At 73.4% G+C, this 19,876-nt stretch carries 25 protein-coding genes; 11 read left to right on the top strand and 14 right to left on the bottom strand.

The genetic code is table 11. The features are described from left to right. Positions 1-60 precede the first annotated feature (60 nt). Positions 61-345, top strand: a complete 285-nt coding sequence (locus ACR807_RS05905) for a DUF427 domain-containing protein (protein ID WP_438920179.1) — start codon at positions 61-63, stop codon at positions 343-345. Positions 346-388: 43 nt separating this feature from the next. Here ACR807_RS05905 and ACR807_RS05910 read toward each other — a convergent pair whose 3' ends face one another. Beyond that, on the bottom strand, positions 389-1,276 hold the full coding sequence (locus tag ACR807_RS05910; RefSeq protein ID WP_438920180.1) for an LLM class F420-dependent oxidoreductase: 888 nt from the start codon (positions 1,274-1,276) through the stop codon (positions 389-391). 110 nt (positions 1,277-1,386) lie between these two features. On the opposite strand from ACR807_RS05910, the gene ACR807_RS05915 reads away from it, so the two are divergent. Both ACR807_RS05915 and ACR807_RS05920 read left to right on the top strand, forming a co-directional pair. Continuing rightward, positions 1,387-2,319 (top strand): aldo/keto reductase, encoded by a 933-nt coding sequence (locus tag ACR807_RS05915; protein WP_438920181.1) that lies wholly within the window; start codon positions 1,387-1,389, stop codon positions 2,317-2,319. A gap of 66 nt (positions 2,320-2,385) precedes the next feature. Further along, positions 2,386-3,240, top strand: coding sequence for an SDR family oxidoreductase (locus ACR807_RS05920; protein ID WP_438920182.1), 855 nt, complete (start codon positions 2,386-2,388; stop codon positions 3,238-3,240). 109 nt (positions 3,241-3,349) lie between these two features. On the opposite strand, the gene ACR807_RS05925 is transcribed toward ACR807_RS05920, so the two are convergent. Then, a complete protein-coding gene (locus tag ACR807_RS05925; RefSeq protein WP_438920183.1) occupies positions 3,350-3,631 on the bottom strand; it encodes a YciI family protein in 282 nt (93 codons plus the stop codon). Between the two features lie 65 nt (positions 3,632-3,696). Here ACR807_RS05925 and ACR807_RS05930 point away from each other — a divergent pair, with 65 nt between their 5' ends. From ACR807_RS05930 to ACR807_RS05950, 5 genes are all read left to right on the top strand, one after another. Next, positions 3,697-4,275 carry a SigE family RNA polymerase sigma factor gene (locus ACR807_RS05930; protein ID WP_438920184.1) on the top strand — a complete coding sequence of 193 codons (579 nt, stop codon included), beginning with the start codon at positions 3,697-3,699 and terminating at the stop codon, positions 4,273-4,275. Positions 4,276-5,148: 873 nt separating this feature from the next. Beyond that, positions 5,149-6,054, top strand: coding sequence for an ROK family protein (locus ACR807_RS05935; RefSeq protein ID WP_438920185.1), 906 nt, complete (start codon positions 5,149-5,151; stop codon positions 6,052-6,054). Continuing rightward, positions 6,051-7,223, top strand: a complete 1,173-nt coding sequence (gene nagA / locus ACR807_RS05940; RefSeq protein WP_438920186.1) for an N-acetylglucosamine-6-phosphate deacetylase — start codon at positions 6,051-6,053, stop codon at positions 7,221-7,223. Before ACR807_RS05935 ends, nagA begins: the two co-directional genes overlap by 4 nt. Positions 7,224-7,324: 101 nt before the next feature. Continuing rightward, a complete protein-coding gene (locus ACR807_RS05945) occupies positions 7,325-7,510 on the top strand; it encodes a hypothetical protein (protein ID WP_438920187.1) in 186 nt (61 codons plus the stop codon). A gap of 93 nt (positions 7,511-7,603) precedes the next feature. Beyond that, a complete protein-coding gene (locus tag ACR807_RS05950) occupies positions 7,604-8,281 on the top strand; it encodes a DedA family protein (RefSeq protein ID WP_438920230.1) in 678 nt (225 codons plus the stop codon). 91 nt (positions 8,282-8,372) lie between these two features. On the opposite strand, the gene ACR807_RS05955 is transcribed toward ACR807_RS05950, so the two are convergent. Further along, positions 8,373-9,746: an FAD-binding oxidoreductase gene (locus ACR807_RS05955; protein ID WP_438920188.1), complete on the bottom strand. Its 1,374-nt coding sequence runs from the start codon at positions 9,744-9,746 to the stop codon at positions 8,373-8,375. Between the two features lie 172 nt (positions 9,747-9,918). Here ACR807_RS05955 and ACR807_RS05960 point away from each other — a divergent pair, with 172 nt between their 5' ends. After that, on the top strand, positions 9,919-10,557 hold the full coding sequence (locus ACR807_RS05960) for a DedA family protein (protein WP_438920231.1): 639 nt from the start codon (positions 9,919-9,921) through the stop codon (positions 10,555-10,557). 44 nt (positions 10,558-10,601) lie between these two features. Here the strand turns inward: ACR807_RS05960 and ACR807_RS05965 are convergent, their stop codons facing one another. Both ACR807_RS05965 and ACR807_RS05970 read right to left on the bottom strand, forming a co-directional pair. Beyond that, a complete protein-coding gene (locus ACR807_RS05965; protein WP_438920189.1) occupies positions 10,602-11,225 on the bottom strand; it encodes a nucleoside/nucleotide kinase family protein in 624 nt (207 codons plus the stop codon). Then, entirely contained in the window at positions 11,222-12,055 is an 834-nt protein-coding gene (locus ACR807_RS05970; protein WP_438920190.1) for a carbohydrate kinase family protein, read from the bottom strand. The genes ACR807_RS05965 and ACR807_RS05970 overlap by 4 nt, the downstream gene beginning before the upstream one ends. A gap of 77 nt (positions 12,056-12,132) precedes the next feature. Here ACR807_RS05970 and ACR807_RS05975 point away from each other — a divergent pair, with 77 nt between their 5' ends. Further along, positions 12,133-13,089 (top strand): LacI family DNA-binding transcriptional regulator, encoded by a 957-nt coding sequence (locus ACR807_RS05975; RefSeq protein WP_438920191.1) that lies wholly within the window; start codon positions 12,133-12,135, stop codon positions 13,087-13,089. A gap of 64 nt (positions 13,090-13,153) precedes the next feature. On the opposite strand, the gene ACR807_RS05980 is transcribed toward ACR807_RS05975, so the two are convergent. From ACR807_RS05980 to pyrE, 6 genes are all read right to left on the bottom strand, one after another. Next, positions 13,154-14,206, bottom strand: coding sequence for a glycoside hydrolase family 76 protein (locus tag ACR807_RS05980; RefSeq protein ID WP_438920192.1), 1,053 nt, complete (start codon positions 14,204-14,206; stop codon positions 13,154-13,156). 100 nt (positions 14,207-14,306) lie between these two features. Continuing rightward, on the bottom strand, positions 14,307-14,993 hold the full coding sequence (locus ACR807_RS05985) for a TrmH family RNA methyltransferase (RefSeq protein ID WP_438920193.1): 687 nt from the start codon (positions 14,991-14,993) through the stop codon (positions 14,307-14,309). Between the two features lie 13 nt (positions 14,994-15,006). Then, positions 15,007-15,570, bottom strand: coding sequence for a hypothetical protein (locus tag ACR807_RS05990; protein WP_438920194.1), 564 nt, complete (start codon positions 15,568-15,570; stop codon positions 15,007-15,009). Between the two features lie 222 nt (positions 15,571-15,792). After that, complete coding sequence (locus tag ACR807_RS05995) at positions 15,793-16,182, bottom strand: DUF2784 domain-containing protein (RefSeq protein WP_438920195.1); 390 nt, start codon at positions 16,180-16,182, stop codon at positions 15,793-15,795. A gap of 68 nt (positions 16,183-16,250) precedes the next feature. Continuing rightward, positions 16,251-16,940 (bottom strand): hypothetical protein, encoded by a 690-nt coding sequence (locus tag ACR807_RS06000; protein ID WP_438920196.1) that lies wholly within the window; start codon positions 16,938-16,940, stop codon positions 16,251-16,253. A 1-nt stretch (position 16,941) separates the two neighbouring features. Continuing rightward, positions 16,942-17,496 carry an orotate phosphoribosyltransferase gene (pyrE, locus tag ACR807_RS06005; RefSeq protein WP_438920232.1) on the bottom strand — a complete coding sequence of 185 codons (555 nt, stop codon included), beginning with the start codon at positions 17,494-17,496 and terminating at the stop codon, positions 16,942-16,944. 53 nt (positions 17,497-17,549) lie between these two features. Here pyrE and ACR807_RS06010 point away from each other — a divergent pair, with 53 nt between their 5' ends. Continuing rightward, positions 17,550-18,113: a hypothetical protein gene (locus tag ACR807_RS06010; RefSeq protein WP_438920197.1), complete on the top strand. Its 564-nt coding sequence runs from the start codon at positions 17,550-17,552 to the stop codon at positions 18,111-18,113. A gap of 30 nt (positions 18,114-18,143) precedes the next feature. Here ACR807_RS06010 and ACR807_RS06015 read toward each other — a convergent pair whose 3' ends face one another. The 3 genes from ACR807_RS06015 to ACR807_RS06025 are packed head-to-tail and all read right to left on the bottom strand — an operon-like array spanning position 18,144 to position 19,818. Further along, a complete protein-coding gene (locus ACR807_RS06015) occupies positions 18,144-18,572 on the bottom strand; it encodes a hypothetical protein (protein ID WP_438920198.1) in 429 nt (142 codons plus the stop codon). Further along, the gene (locus ACR807_RS06020) at positions 18,569-19,465 is read right to left on the bottom strand and encodes a WXG100 family type VII secretion target (RefSeq protein ID WP_438920199.1); all 897 of its coding nucleotides are present in this window, start codon (positions 19,463-19,465) and stop codon (positions 18,569-18,571) included. The genes ACR807_RS06015 and ACR807_RS06020 overlap by 4 nt, the downstream gene beginning before the upstream one ends. Beyond that, positions 19,462-19,818, bottom strand: coding sequence for a hypothetical protein (locus ACR807_RS06025; RefSeq protein WP_438920200.1), 357 nt, complete (start codon positions 19,816-19,818; stop codon positions 19,462-19,464). Before ACR807_RS06025 ends, ACR807_RS06020 begins: the two co-directional genes overlap by 4 nt. Positions 19,819-19,876: the final 58 nt, after the last annotated feature.

Genomic DNA, 19,876 nt, shown 5'->3' on the forward strand with positions numbered 1-19,876 from the left:
GTCGGCAGCATCCTACGGCCACGCCCGGCGGGGAATTTTGATCACCGGCATAGTGGTGGCATGGCGATCGCACGGTGGAACGGCGAGATCATCGCCGAGAGCGAGAAGACCGAGACGGTGGAGGGGAACCACTACTTCCCCGCCGAGTCCGTCCGCACGGAGTTCTTCAGGCCGTCGGAGACGACGTCGGTGTGCCCGTGGAAGGGCACGGCGAACTACTACACCCTCCACGTCGGGGGCCAGGACAACCCCGACGCCGCGTGGTACTACGCGGAGCCCAAGGAGGCCGCGGCGAACATCAAGGGCCACGTCGCGTTCTGGCGCGGCGTCGAGGTGTCCGACTAGTCGGGGTCGTCGCCCGGTCGGGGTCGTCGCCCGGTCAGGGGTTTCACCCGGTCGGGGGCGTCGCCCGGTCGTTCTCGACCGGGCGGGCCGGGGCGCCCTGACCGGTGACCAGGCCGAGCGCCTCCGCGACCTCGCGGTAGGCGTCCCGACCGGGCGCGGCGCCGACCACCTGCACGGCGACGTGGTCGGCGCCCGCCTCGCGGTGCTCGCGCAGCCGCGTGGCGACCCGCTCCACCGGGCCCCAGGCGACGAGCGAGTCCACCAGGCGGTCGCTGCCGCCGTCGAGCAGGTCGTCCTCGGTGAACCCGTGGCGCAGCCAGTTGCGCGTGTAGTTCGGCAGCCCCAGGTAGAACGACAGGGCCTGGCGGCCCAGGTCGCGGGCCACCGCGGGGTCCTCCTCCAGCACCACGTGCTGCTCGGGCGCCAGCAGCGCGCCAGACCCGACCGTATCGCGGGCCCGCGCCGTGTACTCGGGCGTCACCAGGTAGGGGTGCGCGACGGAGGTCCGCGCCACGGCCAGGCGCAGCACCCGCGGCCCGAGCGCGGCCAGCGCCAACCGGTCGCGCGGCACGTCCAGCTCGTCCAGGTAGTGGACCAGCTTCTGGTACGGGCTGTGGTACACCTCACCCACGATCTCCCGGTGGCCCACGCCGATGCCGACCAGGAAGCGGTCCGTCCAGGCCAGCTCCCGGTACCCGTCGTTGACCTCGGACGCGGGCGTCGTCCACACGTTCAGGATGCCGGTGGCCACGGTCAGCTTCTCGGTGGCCGACAGCAGGTCCGCCACGGTCGGGAAGACCTCGGACCCGGGCGACCCGCCCAACCAGAGCGTCCCGTAGCCGAGTTCCTCCAGCTCACGGGCGCGCTCGCCACCACCGACCCACTTCGGCGCCATGTCCCACACGCCGTACCCGCCCAACTCGACAGACATTTCGCCTCCCTGCGAACCAGCCCTCGGACAGCAGCAACCCCTCCACCCCTGGTTTTAGTCCTGACTGCTCCGTTCGGCGCGGAGCGGACGGGTGGGGTTGGGTTCGCGGCATGACGAAACTGGGAACCAGCGACCTCGACGTGTCGCGGCTGTGCCTGGGCGGGAACGTCTTCGGGTGGACCGCCGACGAGGCGACCTCGTTCGCCGTGCTGGACGGGTTCACCCGTGCGGGTGGCAACTTCGTGGACACCGCCGACTCGTACTCGATGTGGGCCGAGGGGCACATCGGCGGCGAGTCGGAGCGGGTCATCGGCCGGTGGCTCAAGTCCCGGGGCAACCGCGACGAGGTCGTCGTGGCCACCAAGGTGGGCATGCTCCGCGGGCTGGACGGCCTGCGGGCGGACACGGTGGAGCGCGCCGCCGAGGAGTCGCTGCGCCGCCTCGGCGTCGACCACATCGACCTGTACTACGCGCACCGGGACGACCCGGACACCCCGCAGGAGGAGACGCTCGCGGCGTTCGACCGGCTCGTGCGGGCGGGCAAGGTCCGGCACGTCGCGGCGTCGAACTACACCGCGGAGCGGCTGGCCTCGGCGCTGGAGGTCTCCCGGCGCGAGGGGCTGGCGTCGTTCGTCGCGCTCCAGCAGCCCTACAACCTGGTGGAGCGCGACTACGAGGGCGACCTGCGGGACGTCGTGGCGTCGGCCGGGCTGGCGTCCGCGCCGTACTGGGGCCTGGCCAAGGGCTTCCTGACCGGCAAGTACCGGCCCGGCGCGACCGTCGACAGCCCGCGCGCGGCGGCGGCGTCGAAGTACCTCGACGAACGCGGGCTGCGCGTCCTCGCGGCCGTCGACGAGGTCGCGGGGGCGCGCGGGACGACCCCGTCCGCGGTCGCCCTGGCGTGGCTCGCGAGCCGGCCGACGGTGGCCTCGCCGATCGCGAGCGCCCGCAGCGCCGAGCAGCTGGAGGCCCTGCTGCCGGCCCTGGAGCTGGAGCTGACGGCCGACGAGCTGGACGCGCTCACGTCCGCGAGCAATGTTTAACTCTTCAGTAGCTTACTGGCGGTAAGTTGCGTTACGGTGGCCTCCTTCGAGCCTGAGGAGGTCACCGTGGACGTTGCGGGCAAGGTCGTCCTGATCACTGGCGCGGCCAGGGGCATCGGCGCGGAGGTGGCGCGGCGGATGGCCGCGAAGGGCGCGAAGGTGGCCCTGGTCGGCCTGGAGGGCGAGCAGCTGCGCGAGGTCGCCGAGCAGTGCGGCGGGCGGGCGTGGGAGGCGGACGTCACCGACTGGGACGCCCTGGAGACCGCCGTCGCCGGCGTCGTCGACCACTACGGCGGCCTCGACGTGGTCGTCGCCAACGCGGGCATCGCCGCCACCGGCTTCATCCGGTCGATGGACCGGGCGGCCTTCGAGCGGGTCATCGAGGTCAACCTGCTCGGCGTGTGGCGGACCGTGCGCACGTGCCTGCCGCACCTGGTCGCGAGCCGCGGCTACTGCCTCGTCGTGTCGTCGCTGGCGGCGATCGTGCACATCCCGGGCAACGCCGCGTACTCGGCGGCCAAGGCGGGCTGCGAGGCGTTCGCCGACAGCCTGCGCGCCGAGGTCCGGCACCTGGGCGTCGACGTGGGCGTGGCGTACTTCTCGTGGATCTCCACGGACATGGTGAACAGCGCCGACGAGCACCCGGTGTTCGGCCCGCTGCGCCGGGGCATGCCGGGGTTGGCGAGCAGGAAGTACCCGGTGTCCGACGTGGGCAGGGCCGTGGTCCGCGCCGTCGAGCGGCGGGCCAAGGCCGCGCACGTCCCGGGCTGGGTGGGCGGCCTCAAGATGTTCCGCGCCTTCACGCCGGCCGTGGTCGCGCGGCAGATCCCCAAGTCGATGGCCGCCGCCGACCGCGCGATGGCCGAGAACGACACGTCCGGCCTGGTGGGCCCGGGCGGCACCGCGGCCGGGAAGAACTGACCGCCGGGCCGGGACCCGCCGGACCTGTCGGTCCAGCTCGGGCCGCCGGTCCCGCTCAGGCCACCGATCCCGCTCGGATCGCCGGTCCCGCCCGGGTCGTCGCCGCGGGTCAGGAGACCCAGTTCCCCATCAACACCTGCCACTCGTGCACGCGCGTCTCGGTCACCACACCGGCGGGCGTGTACGGGTCGGCGGCGAGCACCTCGCGCAGCTCCGCCTCGTCGGCCACCTCGTAGACCAGCAGCGCGCCGGTCTGGTCGGACCACGGTCCCGAGACCAGCAGGACACCGCGCTCGACCAGCGCGGCCAGGTACTCCCGGTGGGCGGGTCGCACCGCCAGCCGGGCCTCCTGGTCGTCCCCGAACACCAACTCGACCGCGAACCTGGCCATGTGGACACACCTCCGTTGCACGACGCCGCACCGAAGCTACCCCCCGACGCGGTAACGTCTTTTCCGTGGTCGGTCCGGAGCAGAACAGCGGTGGCATCGCGCGCGTGCAGGACACGCTGACGAACCTGCGCATCCAGGACGGCGCGGCACCCGCGCCGACAGGCCCGCTGACCCTGGAAGACCTCTACCGCCAGCACCGGATGCGGTTGGTGCGGCTGGCCCTGCTGCTGGTCGACGAACCGGCGACGGCGGAGGACGTGGTCCAGGAGGCGTTCACCGGCCTGCACCGCAACTGGTCCAACCTGAGGGACGCGCAGGCCGCCGTGGGTTACCTGCGGACGGCGGTGGTGAACGGTTCGCGCAGCGTGCTGCGCCGGCGCAAGACGGCCCGCGACTACACCCCGCCGCACGTGGCGAACGCGCGGTCGGCGGAGAGCCTGGCCATGCTGACGGCGGAGCACCAGGCGGTGGTGTCCGCGCTGTCCCAGCTGCCGCCGCGCCAGCGCGAGGTGCTGGTCCTGCGCTACTACGGCGACCTGTCGGAGGCCGAGATCGCCGAGGCCACCGGCATCAGCAAGGGGACGGTCAAGAGCACCGCCAGCCGAGCCCTGGACGCCCTCCAGAAGATCATGGCCAACCGCTGACCCAGCGCCCAGCGCCAGCTACATCCGCCACCCCACTCGCCAGCCCACCTGGCCAGGCAAGTATCGCCGGATTGTTCAACAATACCCCAATCCTCAACCAACCCACCCCACCCGCTCAACCCCACCCGGCCGCCCCATCCGGCCACCTCGGCAAGCCGCCCGGCCGCCCTCACCTGGCCACCCCGCCCGGCCACTGCGCCCCGCCCGGCCACCGGCCCCTGCCAGCCTCGCCCGGCCGCCTGCTCGCTTTGCCCCACCCGGCCCAGCCTTGCCCAGCCCGGCTTTGGTCCCGCCCTGGGACTTGCCCGGCCCCGCCCAACCCCGGCCCTGCTTGACCCGACCCGGTCCGGCTCGGCCTGACGCGGTCCTACTTGACCCGGGCCGGCCTGACCCGACCTTGGCTTTCCCTGCCCGCCTTGCCTTTCCCTGCCCGGCGCCGCTCCAGATTCGGCCAATCGCCCTGCCTTGCCCGGCCGCCAGTCCTGCCTTGCTTTGCCCCCAGCACCTCCGCTGCCACTGCCCTGCCCGCCCGCCGCACCCCGCCCTCAGTCCTGCTGCGCCCGCCCTGCCTCGGCTTCCGCTGCGCTGTCTTGGCCTCGGCTTCCGCTGCGCTGTCTTGGCCTCGGCTTCCGCTGCGCTGTCTTGGCCTCGGCTTCCGCTGCCCCTGCCCCTGTCCCTGCGCCGGCTTCCGCTGTGCTGCCCTGCCTTGAGGTGTGCCGCTGTCCACTACCTCGAATAGAGGATTGTTGAACAATCCTTTTGTAGGACCGTGCTACACAACAGCGGCGAAATAGGGTCGTCACGGCACGGCAACTGTCCCAATCCGCTACTTGGTATAGACCAATGGCGTCCCATGCCGCAGTATCGACCCTCGTGGCGCGCACCAGACACGTGATAGCCGTCGACGTCGGCGGGACCGGGACGAAGGCCGCCCTGGTCACCGGGACCCCGGACGGGGTCGTGCCGGTGAAGCAGCAACGCCGTCCCACCAGGCCCGGCGGCGACGCCGTGGTCGAGGACGTGACCTCCCTGGTCGACGAACTGCGCACCGCGAGCGAACACCCGGTGGAGGCCGTCGGCCTGGTCGTCCCCGGCATCGTGGACGAGACCACCGGCACCGGCGTCTACTCCGCCAACCTGGGCTGGCGCGACCACCCGTTCCGCACCACCCTCGAAGCCGCCACCGGCCTGCCGACCGCGTTCGGCCACGACGTGCGCGCCGGCGGTCTCGCCGAACTGCGCCTGGGCAACGCCCGCGGCCTGACCAACGCGGTGATCATGCCCATCGGCACCGGCATCGCCGCCGCCCTCGTCCTGGACGGCCGCGTCTCCCCCGCACCCGGCGAGGTCGGCCACGTCGACGTCGGCCACGGCGACCCGTGCGGGTGCGGCCAGACGGGGTGCGTCGAGGCGCGCGCGAGCAGCGCCGCCATCGCCCGTCGCTACGCGGAGCGGACGAACCGGCAGGTCGGCGGCGCGGCGGAGGTCGCCCGACTGCTCAGCACGGGTGACGCGGACGCGGCAGCGGTGTGGACGGAGGCGGTGGACGCCCTCGCACGGGGCATCCTGCTGGTGGCGGCCCTGCTCGGGCCGGAGGCGGTGGTGCTGGGCGGTGGCCTGGCACTGGCGGGGCCGTTGCTGACGGACCCGCTGGGCGAGCGGCTGGACGAGCTGATCACGTTCCAGCGGCGCCCTGAACTGCGGTTGGCGGCGTTGGGCGACGAGGCCGGGTGCCTCGGCGCCGCGCTGCTGGCCATCGACATGCTGGAGGAAAGATGAGCACGTGGGGTGGGCCCGTGGACGTGACCCTGACCGGTGGTCGGGTCGTCACGCCCGACGGGGTGCTCGAACAGGGGTGGGTCGCGGTGCGCGACGGCCTGATCGCGGCCGTCGGCGAGGGCGCGCCGCCGGACGGCCCGACGACGGACCTGGACGGCGGCTGGGTGGTGCCGGGCTTCGTCGACATCCACTGCCACGGCGGCGGCGGTGAGGCGTTCACCAGCGCCGACCCGTCCCGCGTGACCAAGGCCGCGAACGCGCACCGCCGGCACGGCACCACCACGATCGTCGCGAGCCTGGTGTCCCGCCCCGTCCCGGAACTCGCCGACCAGGTCAGGGCGCTGACCGAACTGGTGCAGGACGGTGTCCTGGCGGGCATCCACCTGGAGGGCCCGTTCCTGTCCGCCGCGCGCTGCGGCGCGCACGACCCGGCCATCCTGTGCCCGCCGGAGCGCGGCGCGCTCGACCGGCTGCTGGCCGCGGGCAGCGTCCCCACCGGCCGCGACGCGGTCCGGATGATCACCGTCGCCCCGGAGCTGGAGCACGGCGTGGACGCCGTCCGGCACCTGGTCGAGCAGGGCGTGCTGGCCGCGATCGGCCACACCGACGCCACCGAGGCCCAGATCCGCCCGGCGGTCGAGGCGGGCGCGACGGTCGCCACCCACCTGTTCAACGGGATGCGCCCGCTGCACCACCGCGAGCCCGGCCCGATCGGCGCGCTGCTGGACGACGAGCGGGTCACCGTCGAGCTGATCTGCGACCTCGTGCACCTGCACCCGACGGCCGTGCGCCTGGCCGCCCGGCACGCGGGGCGCGACCGCACCGTCCTGGTCACCGACGCCATCGCGGCGGCGGGCGTGGGCGACGGCGTCTACGACGTCGGCGGCCTGGAGGTCCGCGTGGTGGACGGCGTGCCGACGCTGGCGGGCGGCGCGTCCCTCGCGGGCAGCACGCTCACCATGGACGCCGCGTTCCGCAACGCGGTCACCTCCTGCGGCCTGACCGTGGAGGAGGCCGTGTCCGCCACCTCCGCGCGGCCGGCGCGGCTGCTGGGCCTGGAGGGCGTGACCGGCGAGCTGCGCGCGGGCCTGGCCGCCGACGTCGTCGTCCTCGACGCCGAGCTGCGCCCGCGCGAGGTGATGAGCCGGGGCGCCTGGGTCAAGGACTGACGCCGGCGAGGACCGACCCCCGCGCGAACCGGCCCCGCGCGAACCGACCGGCCCCGCGCGAACCGGCTCCCGGGAGCGGGGGCCGGTGCCACACTGGGTCCGTGCCCGAAGACCACGAGAAGCTGGTGACCGACGCCCTGCGCGCCCAGGCCACCAGTTCCGGCGCGCACCCCGCGGTCCCGGCGCGCCCGCCCCGCCCGACCCTCGGCGCGGGGTGGGTGCTGCTGCTCGCCGTGCTGCTGGGCCTCGCGTCGGGCACGGTCGTGGCGGTCGTCACGCTCCGTTGAGGCTGTACGGTGGGCGGCGTGACGGTGTCGCCGATTGCCCTCGGTCCGGACTGGCTCGACCCGCAGGTCCTGCTCGAAGGACTCGGGCCGTACATGCTGGTCGGGCTCTGCTTCATCATCTTCGCGGAGTGCGGCCTGCTGGTCGGGTTCTTCCTGCCCGGCGACTCGCTGCTGTTCACGGCGGGCATGTTCGTGGCGACCGGCCTGCTGGAGTACCCGCTGTGGCTGGTGTGCCTGCTGCTCACGGTGTGCGCCATGCTCGGCAACGTCGTGGGCTACTGGATCGGCTACCGGGCGGGGCCCGCGCTGTTCAGCAAGCCCGAGTCGAAGATCTTCAAGAAGGAGTACGTCGACAAGACGGAGGAGTTCTTCGAGAAGTACGGCGCGCGGGCGATCGTCATGGCCCGGTTCGTGCCCATCGTGCGCACGTTCATCACCGCCATGGCGGGCGTGGGCCGGATGGACCGCCGCAAGTACTTCACCTACTCCTTCATCGGCGGCATCGCGTGGGCCGCGGGCATCACGGTCCTCGGCTACTTCCTCGGCCAGATCCCGTTCGTGCGGGACAACATCGAGATGATGCTGATCCTGATCGTGCTGATCTCGGTCGTCCCGATCATCATCGAGGTGATCAAGGCGCGGCGCGAGAAGAAGTCGCTGCTCGCCCAGGAGGTCGAGGACGTCACGCAGGTCATCGACCGCGTGGACGACTTCGCCGAGGAGCACCGCTTCGCCGACGACCGCACCCAGCAGATCCGGCGCATCGACTAACAGCGCACCGACCAGCAGCGCACCGACCAACGGCCCACGCGCGGCCGGCGCTCACGGCCGGCGCTCACGGCCGGCGCTCACGGCCCGGTGCTCACAGCGAGAACATCGACCCCGGGTTGAACAGGTTCCGCGGGTCCAGCGCGCGCTTGACGTCGCGGTGGACGCGGAGGCCGACCGGGCCGATCTCCCTCTCCAGCCACTCGCGCTTGACCTTGCCGACGCCGTGCTCGCCGGTGACCGTGCCGCCCAGCGCCAGGCCCAACCCGAGGATCTCTTCGAACGCCCGCCGCGCCCGCGCGAGCTCGCCCTCGGACGACGGGTCGTACACGATCGTGGGGTGCATGTTGCCGTCGCCCGCGTGCCCGACCACGGCGACCCGCAGCCCCACCTCGTCCGCGATCCGCTCGCACCCGGCGATCAGGTCCGCGATCCGCGTCCGCGGCACGCACACGTCGTCGGTCAGCCACGCCCCGTAGACCTCCAGGGCGGGGAGCACGGCCCGCCGCGCGGCCAGCAGGTCGCGCCCCTCGGACACGTCGTCCGTGGCGTACACCAGCTCCGCGCCCGCCGCGGCGCACGCCTCCTCGATCGCGGCCAGCTCCCGCCGGGCCGCCTCGCCGCCCGAGTCCGACTGGCACAGCAGCAGCGCCGCGCCCGCGTTCAGGTCGGTCTTCAGGTGCTGCTCGACCGCCCGGATCGACGTGCGGTCCATGATCTCCATCAGGGACGGCACGACGCCCTCGGCCACGACCCGGCTCACCGCCGCGCCCGCCGCCGCCGTGCTGCCGAACGTCGCGACCAGCGTGGCCGGCGCCTGCGGCAGCGGGCGCAGCGCCAGCGTGGCCCGGGTGATCACGCCGAGCGTGCCCTCGCTGCCGACGAACAGCTTGGTCAGGTCGTACCCGGCCACGCCCTTCACGGTCCGCCGGCCGGTGCGCAGCAGCTCGCCGTCGGCCAGCACGACGTCCAGCCCGAGCACGGAGTCCGTGGTCACGCCGTACTTCACGCAGCACAGGCCGCCCGCGTTGGTGGCCAGGTTGCCGCCGATCGTGCACCAGTCGTAGCTCGACGGGTCGGGCGGGTAGAACAGCCCGTGCTTCTCCACGGCGGCGCGCAGGTCGAGGTTGACCACGCCCGGCTCGACGACGGCCAGCCGGTTGTCCGGGTCGACCTCCACGATCGCGTTCATCTTCGTGGTGACCAGCACGACGCAGCCCTCGACCGCGTTGGCCGCGCCGGACAGCCCGCTGCCCGCGCCGCGCGGCACGACCGGCGTGCCGGCCGCCGCGCACGCCCGCACCACGGCCTGCACCTGCTCGGCGGACGACGGCAGCACGACGGCCAGCGGCTGCCCGTGCGGGGCCAGCGGCATCATGTCGCGCCGGTAGGCCGCGGTGACGTCGGCGTCGGTGAGCACCGCGTCGGCGCCGATGGCGGTGCGGAGTTCGGCCAGCAGGGACCCCATCCCCCCACGCTAACGCCGTTCGACGCGAAGGCAACGGTTGCGTTGCGTAGTCGTCGGTCACCGTTGAGCCACGACTTCGAGGCTTCCTCGAACCGTTGACGCCAAGTCGCCCAGTCGAGCCCCCGGTGCCACGTACCCTGCACGGGTGGTGTTGTCCGCTACGTCCGAAGCCATGTCGTTCGGCTCGCTCGATTCCGCAGGCCCCACGGCCGTGTGGTTGATCACGCTGAGCTTCATCTTCTTCGAGTGCGCGTTCGTCTTCGGGTTGTTCCTGCCCGGCGACTCGCTGCTGTTCGCCGCCGGCGTCGTCCTGGCGTCGCACGACGGCGAGCTGTCGGCCTGGTTGCTGTCGCTGGCCGCGTTGATCGTGGCCGTCGTCGGCAACCAGATCGGCTACTACATCGGCAGGCACACCGGCACCAGGCTGCTCGCGCGGCGTGGCGGCAAGGTGCTGAACCGGCAGAACCTGGACAAGGCGCGGGACTTCCTGGACCGGCGCGGCTTCTGGGCGGTCGTGCTGGCCCGCTGGATACCGTGGGTGCGCACGCTGGCCCCGATGATCGCGGGCGCGGCCCGGATGGACCCGCGCAGGTTCATGCTGGCCACGACCATCGGCGCGATCGCGTGGGTGCCGACGCTGGTGCTGGCCGGCTACTACGGCGCGGGCCTGCTGTCGGCCGTGCCGTGGTTGGAGACGGTCGCGCTCGTCGTCAGCGTCGCGTTCTTCGTGCTCGGCACGGCGTACGGCGTGTTCCGCTACCGGCAGGAGATGAAGAAGCCGGTGGACGAGGAAGCCTCCCTCCCCCAGTAGCCGCGACTACCGGTGGCCGCGACCCCCGGTGGCCGCGACCCCGCTCAGAGCACCTCGCCGATCACCAGGTCGGCGGTGGCCTTCGACGCGTTCACCATCAGCGCGTTGACGTGGTCGCTGCCGCGCAGCACGCGCTCCCGCGCCTCCTCCGCCGACCGCCCGTACCGGACGTGCCGGTCGACGAGCCGCGCCACCCGCAGGTCCTCGTCGACCAGCAGGAACCACGCCTCGTCCAGCACCAGCCGCACGCGCTTCCACTTGTCGTACTGCATCAGCAGGTAGTTGCCCTCGGTCACGACCAGCGGCACGGACGGGTCGACCGGCACCGCGCACGCCACCGGCTCCTCGATCTCGCGGCGGAACTCCGGCGCGTACACCACGTCCGGCCCGCGCGCCTTGAGCCGGCCCAGCAGGTCGACGTAGCCAGGCACGTCGAACGTGTCCGGCGCGCCCTTGCGGTCGGCGATGCCCAGCCGCTCCAGCTCGCGCTGCGCCAGGTGGAAGCCGTCCATCTCCACCAGGGCCGCGGCGGCGGGCCCCAGCGCGTCCACCAGGCGGCGCGCGAGCGTCGACTTGCCCGACCCGGGCGCGCCGCCGATGCCGAGCAGCCTGCGCTCACCGGTGTCGGCCAGCAGCCGCGCCCGGTCGACCAGCTCGTCGAACCTCACCGACTGTCCCGCCACCGTCCCAGCCCTTCCACCCAGTCCGCCGCCGCGTGCCGCACGCGCACCGCCGCGACCTCGTTCGCCCACCGCACCGCCGGTCCGATCGACCGGCCGAGGGCGAGGGCGACCGCCAGCGCGCCGTGCCACACGTCGCCCGCGCCGTTGGTGTCGCGGACCTCGACAACAGGTACCTCCTGCGAGCCCGTCGCACCACCGCGCGACCAGGTGACGGGACGCGGACCGCGCGTGCGCACGACCAGCGGCACGCCCCGGTCGTGCAGCTCCGCCTCGGACAGCTCGAACCCCTCGGCGCACGCGGCCACGTCCACCAGCGGCAGCAGCTCGTCGAGCACCGGTTTCCAGCTGCCGCCGTCCAGCAGCACCGGCACGCCCCGCCGCCGCGCCTCGCGCGCCACCGCGACCGCCGCCGCGCCCAGGTGACCGTCCACGAGCACCACGTCCGCCCCGTCCACGACGGCCGGGTCCACCGCACCCGCCCCCAGCGCGCCCACCTCCACGTCGGCGGCGTTGCGCGAGACCACGGTCCGCTCGCCGTCGCGGTCGCGCACGACCACCGCGCTCACCGCCGGCCCCGGCCCGATCGAGCGCACCTCCACCGGGTGCAGCCGCTCCCGCGCGAACCCGCCCAGGTCACCGTCCACGGCGGTCAGCAGCACGGCCCGGTGCCCGAGCGCGGCCACGGCGCGCGCCGCGTTCGCCGCCGGTCCACCCGGCACCACCTCGACGCCCAGCGACTGCACCTTCCGCCCCGGCTCCGGGAACTCGGTGACGCGCTGGGTCACGTCCACGGTCGTCAGCCCGACACACAGCACGCAGACCACGGCACGGCCCTCCGGCGGGTAAAGTCCCACGCAATCGCTTGCGCACAGGCCCGAACGGGGACGAGTCCATGGTCACCATGCGGGAGGTCGCCAGTCTCGCCGGCGTCTCCATCACCACGGTCTCACACGTGATCAACGAGACGAGACCCGTCGCGGCCGGCACCAGGGAACGGGTCCTCAAGGCGATCGAGGAGACCGGCTACACCGGTGACGCCATCGCGCGCTCGCTGGTCACCGGTGGCACGAAGTCGCTGGGCCTGGCCGTGTCGCTCGTGTCGCACCCGTACTTCGCCGAGCTGATCGCGGCCATCGAGGGCGAGGCCACCCGCGCCGGGTACTCGCTCGTGCTGATCGACACCCAGGGGGACGCCGAGTCCGAGCAGGCCGCCGTGCGGATGCTGCGCTCGCGCCGCGTGGACGGTGTGCTGCTCACGCCCACGTCCGGCTCGGCCGCGCTGCCCGAGCTGCGCCGGCTGGGCGTGCCGACCGTGCTGGTGGACCGGCTGACCGTCGCGCAGGACACCGACCAGGTCGGCCCGGAGAACGTGCAGGCCACGTCCTCGCTGGTCCGGCACCTGGCGGAGCTGGGCCACCGGCGCATCGGCCTGGTCCGCGGCACGCCGGGCCTGGCCACCACCGACGAGCGCGTCCTGGGCTACCGCCTCGGCCTCGGCCGGGCCGGGCTGCCGTGGGACGAGTCGATCGTCGCCGCGTCGCTGGAGCCGCTGCTCGGGCAGGTCACCGGGGTCGTGGTGGGCGGGCACCAGGTGCTGGTGGAGGTGCTGCGCACGGCCCGCGCGCACGGCGTGCGGATCGGCTCGGAGCTGGCGCTGGTCACCTACGACGAGGTGGAGTGGGCCGAGCTGGTCGACCCGCCGCTGACCACCGCGGCCCAGCCGGTCGAGGAGATCGGCCGCACCGCGGTCCGCCTCCTGCTGTCCCGCATCGAGGACCCGACCCGGCCGCCCGAGACGATCCGCCTGCCGCCCGTGCTGAGGCACCGGCAGTCCTGCGGCTGCCACTAGGCCCGTTCCACCGCAGGCCCGTTCCACCGCGGGCCCCCGGCACCCGGCTCACCGCACGCCCGGCTCACCGGCCGTCGCGCTCCAGCAGGGCCGCGGCCTCCAGCGCCATCCACCCGCCCAGCTGCACGGACAGGTCGCGCTCCGGAGCACCGCCCGCCGGCCGGCCGGCGGGCTCCGACCACTCCGGACCGAACAGCGGCCCGCCCTCCACGACGGCCCGGTTCGCCCACACCGCCTCCGCGGACCGGAGCACGAGGTCGGCCGCGCGGGCCGCCTGGGGACGGCGCAGCCGCAGCGCCGCCTGCGCCAGGTAGCGGGTGAGGATGCCGGTGAACAGCCCGCCGTCGCCCCCGCCGTGCCCGCGCAGCACGCCGTCCGCCGCGAGGTGGTCGCCGACCGCGTCGACGATCCGCGCCGCCACGTCGTCGTGCTCGCCGCCGAGCTCGACGCACGCGCCCAGCACGACGCCCTGGCAGTAGGTGTAGAGGTTGTGCTCGACCTCGCGGACCGTGCCGTCCGGGTGGACGTGCAGGCCGTCCCACAGCAGGCCGGTGCCCTCGTCGCGCAGGCTGCCCTCGACCCAGTCCACGATGGACCGCGCCCGCCCGCGCTCGCCGAGGCGGGCGAGGAAGATCGCGGCCGGGCCGTTCGCGGGCACGTTCTTGAAGTCGTCGTCCGTCTTCCACCAGATCCCGCCGCCGGCGTCGTCGGTCCACGCGTCCCGCAGCCGGCGCGCGATGACCCCCACCGCCCCCGGCCGCGACACCCGGCCCTCCCGCCCGGCCCGCTGGAGCGCGAGCCCCAGCCACGCGACGTCGTCGTAGTAGTCGTTGACCCAGCGGCCCAGGTTGCGCAGCCGGATGCCGCGCACCAGCCGCTCGACCAGCTCCTCCCGGTCACCGCGCGGCGCGCGCAGCTGGGCGTCGAGCAGGCAGTCCAGCAGGTGCGCCTGCCACCAGTAGCCGAACCGGACGTGCGCGCGGTCCGGCGGGTCGGCGGGCCAGTGCGCCAGCCCCAGGGCCGTGCCCGGCAGCCCCCAGAGCCGGCGGACGTGCCGCGACACGACGGCCCGCTCGGCCGCCCCCGCCCGCGCGGTGTGGGTCTTCGGTGTGCTCACCCCACCAGGGTGCCCGCCGATCACGGGTTCAACTGATCACGGGTCCAACTGATCATCCGTCCAACCGGTCACGGGCCCAACCGGTCACGGGCCCGGCCGGTCACGGGCCCGGCCGGAACAGCTCCCAGTGGTAGAGCGCCATGGCCACGCTGGTGGTCAGGTTGTAGCTGGACACGCCCGGCCGCATCGGCAGCGACACCACGACGTCCGCCCGCTCCCTCACCGCCGCCGACAACCCGTGCCGCTCGGACCCGAACGCCAGCACGGCGTCGTCGGGCACCCGGAAACCCCGCACGTCCACGCCGCCGGCGTCGAACGCGACCACCGTCCCGCCGATCTCCCCGACCCGGTCCACCCGCGCCACGGGCACCGCGAAGTGCAGCCCGGCCGCCGCCCGCACCACCGTCGGGTGCCAGGGGTCGACGTCCCCGGTGGACCACACGCCCCCCGCCCCGAACCCGGCCGCCACCCGCACGACCGCGCCCAGGTTGCCGAGGTTGCGCGGGTTGTCCAGCAGCACGACCGGCGCGCCCGGCCGAACCCCCTCCGCCGCGGGCCGCACCGCCACCGCCCCCACCCCGGTCGGGTGGGTCCGCCCCACGACCCGCTGGAACCCGGCGACGTCCACCACCTCGGCCCGTTCGAACACGTCCACCAGGTCGGGCGCGTGCGAGCGGGCCAGCGCGACGGCGGCGTCCCGGTCGAGCGCGACCAGCCGCTCGACGGTCGCGCCGAACCGGACGGCGTGCTTGACCGCGTGAAAACCTTCGAGGACGACTCGCGACACCCGGAGATCGTAGTCAGGCCGGCGTCCGGGCCGTGTCGAACTTCAACCCGACCTTCCGGTAACCGGGCACGTCGCGCACCGTCAGCGAGGCCTCGACCTGATTTCGCGCGTTGTGGGAAACGGTCAACGCGTAATCGTCCCGCCCGGGCAGCACACCGACGTGCTCGAACTTCACCGCCCACTTCTTCGGCACCAGGACCCGGTGGCTCACGAGCCGCGCGGTCTCGCCGAACGACGAGGTGAACCGGTCGGGTCCGTGCCCGAGGACGAACGGCAGGCACATCGCGGGCCAGAACACCTCGACGACCGCGGTGAACTCCTCGCCACGCGTGAGCGGGCGGTCGAAGTGGATGAACGACCTGAGCCTCCGGTCGCCCGACCGGCGGTGCGTCACGTCGAGCCTCGCACCACCGACACCGTCGACCTCCGGTGATCGCACCTCGATCCTGACCCGATCCCGGTGCTTCGCGGGCCAGTCCCAGTCCACGGCGTCGTGGAAGCTGACGAAGTCGAGCCTGTCGCACTCCGCCGAGATGGTGAAGAGCAGCCGCTGCCTCACGTCACCGTTCTCGGCCACCCGCACTTCCTGGTCCCACGTGATGACGCGCCAATTGGCCCCCATCCCTTGTTCGACAAGCCCGCAGTAATGGGCCAGGAGATTCGAGTAGAGGTCTAACCGCCAAGCGGTTCTCCTGCGCGTGAACCATTTCACACCGATCGCCTCCCGGTCAGCGTAGAACGGGGAGGGGAGCGGAGCGGTCGAAGTAGGTCCAACAGCCGAACGGGCCGCTGAGCCGGTTCAGCGACACGCCTCCGGCGTGCGCGCCGACGAGGTTTGTCCAGCGCGTCGCTTCAGGTAGTACCCGACCCACGACGTGATCACCGCGAGCGCCACCAGCACCTGCACCGGGCGGGCCGCCGCGTCGGGGTACAGCACGCCGTCGATGTAGGTGTCGATGAAGCCGCTGACGAGCGGCTCCTGGCCGGCGGCCGTGCGGAAGGTGTTCTCCAGCCAGGTCAGGGGGCAGGCGAGGGGGAACAGCACGACCAGCAGGCCCCACGTGGCCATCGCCAGGTGGAAGTACAGCAGCCTCGGCCAGCGCCAGGCGAGGAACCCGCCGACGACGAGGAAGAGCAGGACCCCGAAGTGCACCACCATGACCAACTCGGCTGACGCGCGCGCGACCATAGCGACCTCCTCCCTGAACCCAGGGTAGGCCCGTCGGCGATCACGCGCGCGCCAAATGCGAACGGTCTTCAGCCTCGCGGCAGGGCCTGCCACGGCACGTTGCCCGCCAGGTCCAGCAGCAGGTCCGCCAAGTGGCCCAACGGGGCCTGGAGCAGCGGCGCGGGCACGGCGGCGGCCAGGGCGTGCTCGTCGAACGCGATGGCGACGCCCTGCGCGCGCGGGTCCCGGAGCAGGGCCTGGGGCAGGCCCGAGGCGAGCAGCGCGCCCGCGAACGCCGGGTTGCGGCGGCGCACCTCGTACCGGGCGTCGAAGTTCGGGTCGCCGGACGGCACGAACTGCTCGAACAGGCCCCACACGCCGTCCTCGCGCGGGCTGATCAGCACCCACGGACCGGGCATGGGGCGCGGCACGACGACGACCGAGTAGGTGCGGTACTCGGACGTGACGACGTTGTCCGTCCGCAGCACGACCTCGACCGCCAGCACCGGCACGCCGCGCCAGTGGCCGACGAGCTGGAACTTCACCCGGCTCCGGTCGGCCTCCAGCATCCGGCCGATCTGCGGGACGCGTTCCTGGAAGCCCTGGTCCTCGGCGACGAACCGCCACCCGAGGGACGCCTCCAGCGCCCGCATCCGCTGCTCCCACCCGGTCACGAACCCCTGGTCCGCGAACGGGTTCCGCTTCCGGCGCGACAGCCCGACGGCGACCCCGGCACCGAGGATCGCCACGATCACCAGGAGCAGGACCAGGGCGGTCATGTCAGGCCAGGCCCAGGTCCGCGAGGTCCAGCAGGTACCGGTACGGCAGGCCCGCGGCCTCGACGACCTCGCGCGCGCCCGTGCCGCGGTCCACGACGGTGGCCACGCCGACGACGGTCGCGCCGTGCTCCTTGAGCGCCTCCACGGCGGTGAGCACGCTGCCCCCGGTGGTGGAGGTGTCCTCGACGGCGAGCACGCGCCGGCCGGCGACCTCGACGCCCTCGATCTGCCGCTGCATCCCGTGCTGCTTGGCGGACTTGCGCACGACGAACGCGTCCAGCACCTCGCCGGACGCCACCGCCGCGTGCATCATCGCGGTGGCCACCGGGTCCGCGCCCAGCGTGAGGCCGCCCGCGGCGACGTAGTCCCAGTCGGCGGTGAGCTGCCGCAGCAGCCGGCCGACCAGCGGCGCGGCGGCGTGGTGGAGGGTCGCCCGGCGCAGGTCGACGTAGTAGTCGGCCTCCTTGCCGGAGGACAGCGTGACCTTGCCGCGCACGACGGCCAACTCGCTCACCAGCCGCGCCAGCTCGGCCTTGGCCGCGGGGTCCAGAACCACTTCAGTTCGCACGGGTCCCAAGACTGTCACACCGGGCCGTACGCTGGCACACCGTGACCCTTCCCGGCACCCACACGCTGTTCCTGGAACAACCGTGGACGGCGCGCAGCCTGTTCCTGCGCACCCGCTTCCGGATGGACGTCCGCGACGAGCGGGGGACGCCGCTGGCGACCGTGGCCGAGCGCCGGGGCCCCGGGCCGCTGCGCAGGCTGGTCCGCGCCACCGGTTTCTCCGGCCGCACGGGGTTCGACCTGGTCCTGGCCGACCGCGGGCAGCCGGTGCTGCGCGTCGTCAAGGGCGTCGGCCGCCCCCCGGTGCAGGTCCTCACCCCGGCGGGCGCGCTCGTCGGCACGGTCCGCAACGAGGGTCGGGGCGCGGCGGGGCTCTACGACGCGAACGGCAACCGCCTGGCGTCGCTCGGCGAGGTGGCCGGTTTCACGACCCGCCAGATCACCGAGCGCGAGGGCCGCAGGGTCCGCCGCGACACCGTCCGCCTCCGGCCGGGCACCCCGGAACCGGTGCGCTCGCTGGCCATCGCCGCCGCGGTCGCCCACGACGTGGTGCGCGGCGTGGGCACGAACCACGCCGGTGGGGGCCCGATCGACCTGCCGTTCTGACCGAACGGCAGGTCGGCGCACCCTCAGGTCCTACCAGGCGTCCTCGGTGAACCCGCGCGGCTCGTCGTCGTCGCCGCGCCCGCCCGGCCGCGGCGACCCGGCCGACACCACGTCCTCGGGGTCGTCGCCCTCCCGGATCGCGGTGTAGGCGCGCTGGAGGTCGGGGACGCCGGCCTGCAACGCCCGCTGCACGCCGTCGTCGTCCACCGCGCGGCCCGAGGCGATGTCCTCCCAGGACAGTTCGCCCGCGTCCACGCGCCGGGCCAGCTCCTTCAGCTCGCGCGGCGCCCCCGGGCCGTTCGCGAACCGGGAGATCTCCGCGAAGTCGGCCTGGCCCAGGCCGCGCGAGCGCATCCGCACCTGGCTCGCCTGCCGCGCCGTCCGCTCGACGTCGGCGATCCGCGCCTCCACGTCGGCGACCAGCCCGTCGAGGCGGGCCCTGTCGTAGGGGAACGTCACTGCCCACCACCCCCGGCGCCCGACTCCGCCGGCACCGGGGCCGGTGCCGAGGGCGGCGGTTGCTGGTAGCGGCCGTGCGCCGCGGTGCCCGCCTTGCCGAGCGAGTAGCCGCCCATGGCGACGCCGATGGCGCCGGACTTGGCGGCGGCCACGCCGTCGTCGTACTTCTGCCTGCCGTCCTGGTAGCCGTCGACCACGTCGAGCAGGTCGTTGACGTCGCGCACGTCCTTGAGCTTGGCCAGCGCGGTGCCCATGGCGACGATGCCGTCGACCATGCCCTTGACGCCCTCGATCAGCGTCTGGATGGAGATGATGATCTTGCGGATGGCGTCCACGATCTGGATCGCGTCGTAGACCATCCACACCGCGCGGCCCCAGCCGACGACGGGGATCCACGCCGTCATCGCGGCTTCCATGAGCTTGCCGACGAGCATGTCGAGCAGCGTCAGCGCCAGCCCGCACGCGGTCCGGCAGGTCTTCGCGGTCGACTGGAACTGGTTGCCGATGATCCGCGCGACCTGCGAGTCGGCCTCGATGGCGACGACCCACACGGTGCCCATCCGGGTCTCGAACGCCTGCGCGGCGTCGCCCTCCCAGTGCGGGCCGAGCTGCTTGGCGCCCTCGCCCACGTTGTGCCGCACCGAGTCCAGCGCCTTGGCGACCCGGTCCCACGCGTTGGCGTTCGCGTCGATCTTCTCGAAGTCGCCCAGCAGCGGGTTGATCAGCGACTCGACGAGGTTCTCGCCGGTGACCTTCTCGTAGATCCAGTTGACGCCCTGGATCTTCCAGCCGGCCTTCTCGATCAGCTCCCTGGTGGACTGGCGACCGGGCCGGTCCTCCGCCGCCGCGTTGAGCGCGACCGACGGGTCCTCGACATCGGCGTACGCGGTCATTCGCCGTCACCGCCCAGCGCGGGCACGGGCGAGACCTCGGCCAGCCGCTCCAGCACGCGGTCGAGGTAGCTCATCGCCATCTCCTCGCCCCGCTGGTACACGTCGGCCGCCGCGGTCAGCCCCTCGGCCTCCTTGACCATCCTCTGGTTCGCGAGGTCGAGCGTCTCCCCGTACAGGGCGGCGACGCCGGTGACGACCGGCTGGAGCAGCGAGAGCAGCCCGGTGAAGCCGGAGGTGTCGCCCCCCTTGGCGATCGCGTGCTCCTTGATCGCCAGGAAGTGCTGCGCGTTGCGGGTCAGCAACTCGCCGTACCCGCGGAGCTCTGCCGGCTCCACCCTGAACTGTTCACCCACGGACGGTCCTCCCTGTTCCACCTCAGGGGGTCCGACGAGCGGCGCGCCGCCCGGGTTC

It is taken from the genome of Saccharothrix sabaoui, from assembly GCF_051756985.1.
Classification (GTDB): Bacteria; Actinomycetota; Actinomycetes; order Mycobacteriales; family Pseudonocardiaceae; genus Actinosynnema.

What these genes read in the sequence shown, in the direction of transcription:
- ACR807_RS05905 (WP_438920179.1), top strand. Translation starts at nt 61, where the DNA reads ATGGCGATCGCACGGTGGAACGGCGAGATCATCGCCGAGAGCGAGAAG.
- ACR807_RS05910 (WP_438920180.1), bottom strand. Translation starts at nt 1,276, where the DNA reads ATGTCTGTCGAGTTGGGCGGGTACGGCGTGTGGGACATGGCGCCGAAG.
- ACR807_RS05915 (WP_438920181.1), top strand. Translation starts at nt 1,387, where the DNA reads ATGACGAAACTGGGAACCAGCGACCTCGACGTGTCGCGGCTGTGCCTG.
- ACR807_RS05925 (WP_438920183.1), bottom strand. Translation starts at nt 3,631, where the DNA reads ATGGCCAGGTTCGCGGTCGAGTTGGTGTTCGGGGACGACCAGGAGGCC.
- nagA (WP_438920186.1), top strand. Translation starts at nt 6,051, where the DNA reads ATGAGCACGTGGGGTGGGCCCGTGGACGTGACCCTGACCGGTGGTCGG.
- ACR807_RS05950 (WP_438920230.1), top strand. Translation starts at nt 7,604, where the DNA reads ATGCTGGTCGGGCTCTGCTTCATCATCTTCGCGGAGTGCGGCCTGCTG.
- ACR807_RS05955 (WP_438920188.1), bottom strand. Translation starts at nt 9,746, where the DNA reads ATGGGGTCCCTGCTGGCCGAACTCCGCACCGCCATCGGCGCCGACGCG.
- ACR807_RS05960 (WP_438920231.1), top strand. Translation starts at nt 9,919, where the DNA reads ATGTCGTTCGGCTCGCTCGATTCCGCAGGCCCCACGGCCGTGTGGTTG.
- ACR807_RS05975 (WP_438920191.1), top strand. Translation starts at nt 12,133, where the DNA reads ATGGTCACCATGCGGGAGGTCGCCAGTCTCGCCGGCGTCTCCATCACC.
- ACR807_RS05995 (WP_438920195.1), bottom strand. Translation starts at nt 16,182, where the DNA reads ATGGTCGCGCGCGCGTCAGCCGAGTTGGTCATGGTGGTGCACTTCGGG.
- ACR807_RS06000 (WP_438920196.1), bottom strand. Translation starts at nt 16,940, where the DNA reads ATGACCGCCCTGGTCCTGCTCCTGGTGATCGTGGCGATCCTCGGTGCC.
- ACR807_RS06020 (WP_438920199.1), bottom strand. Translation starts at nt 19,465, where the DNA reads ATGACCGCGTACGCCGATGTCGAGGACCCGTCGGTCGCGCTCAACGCG.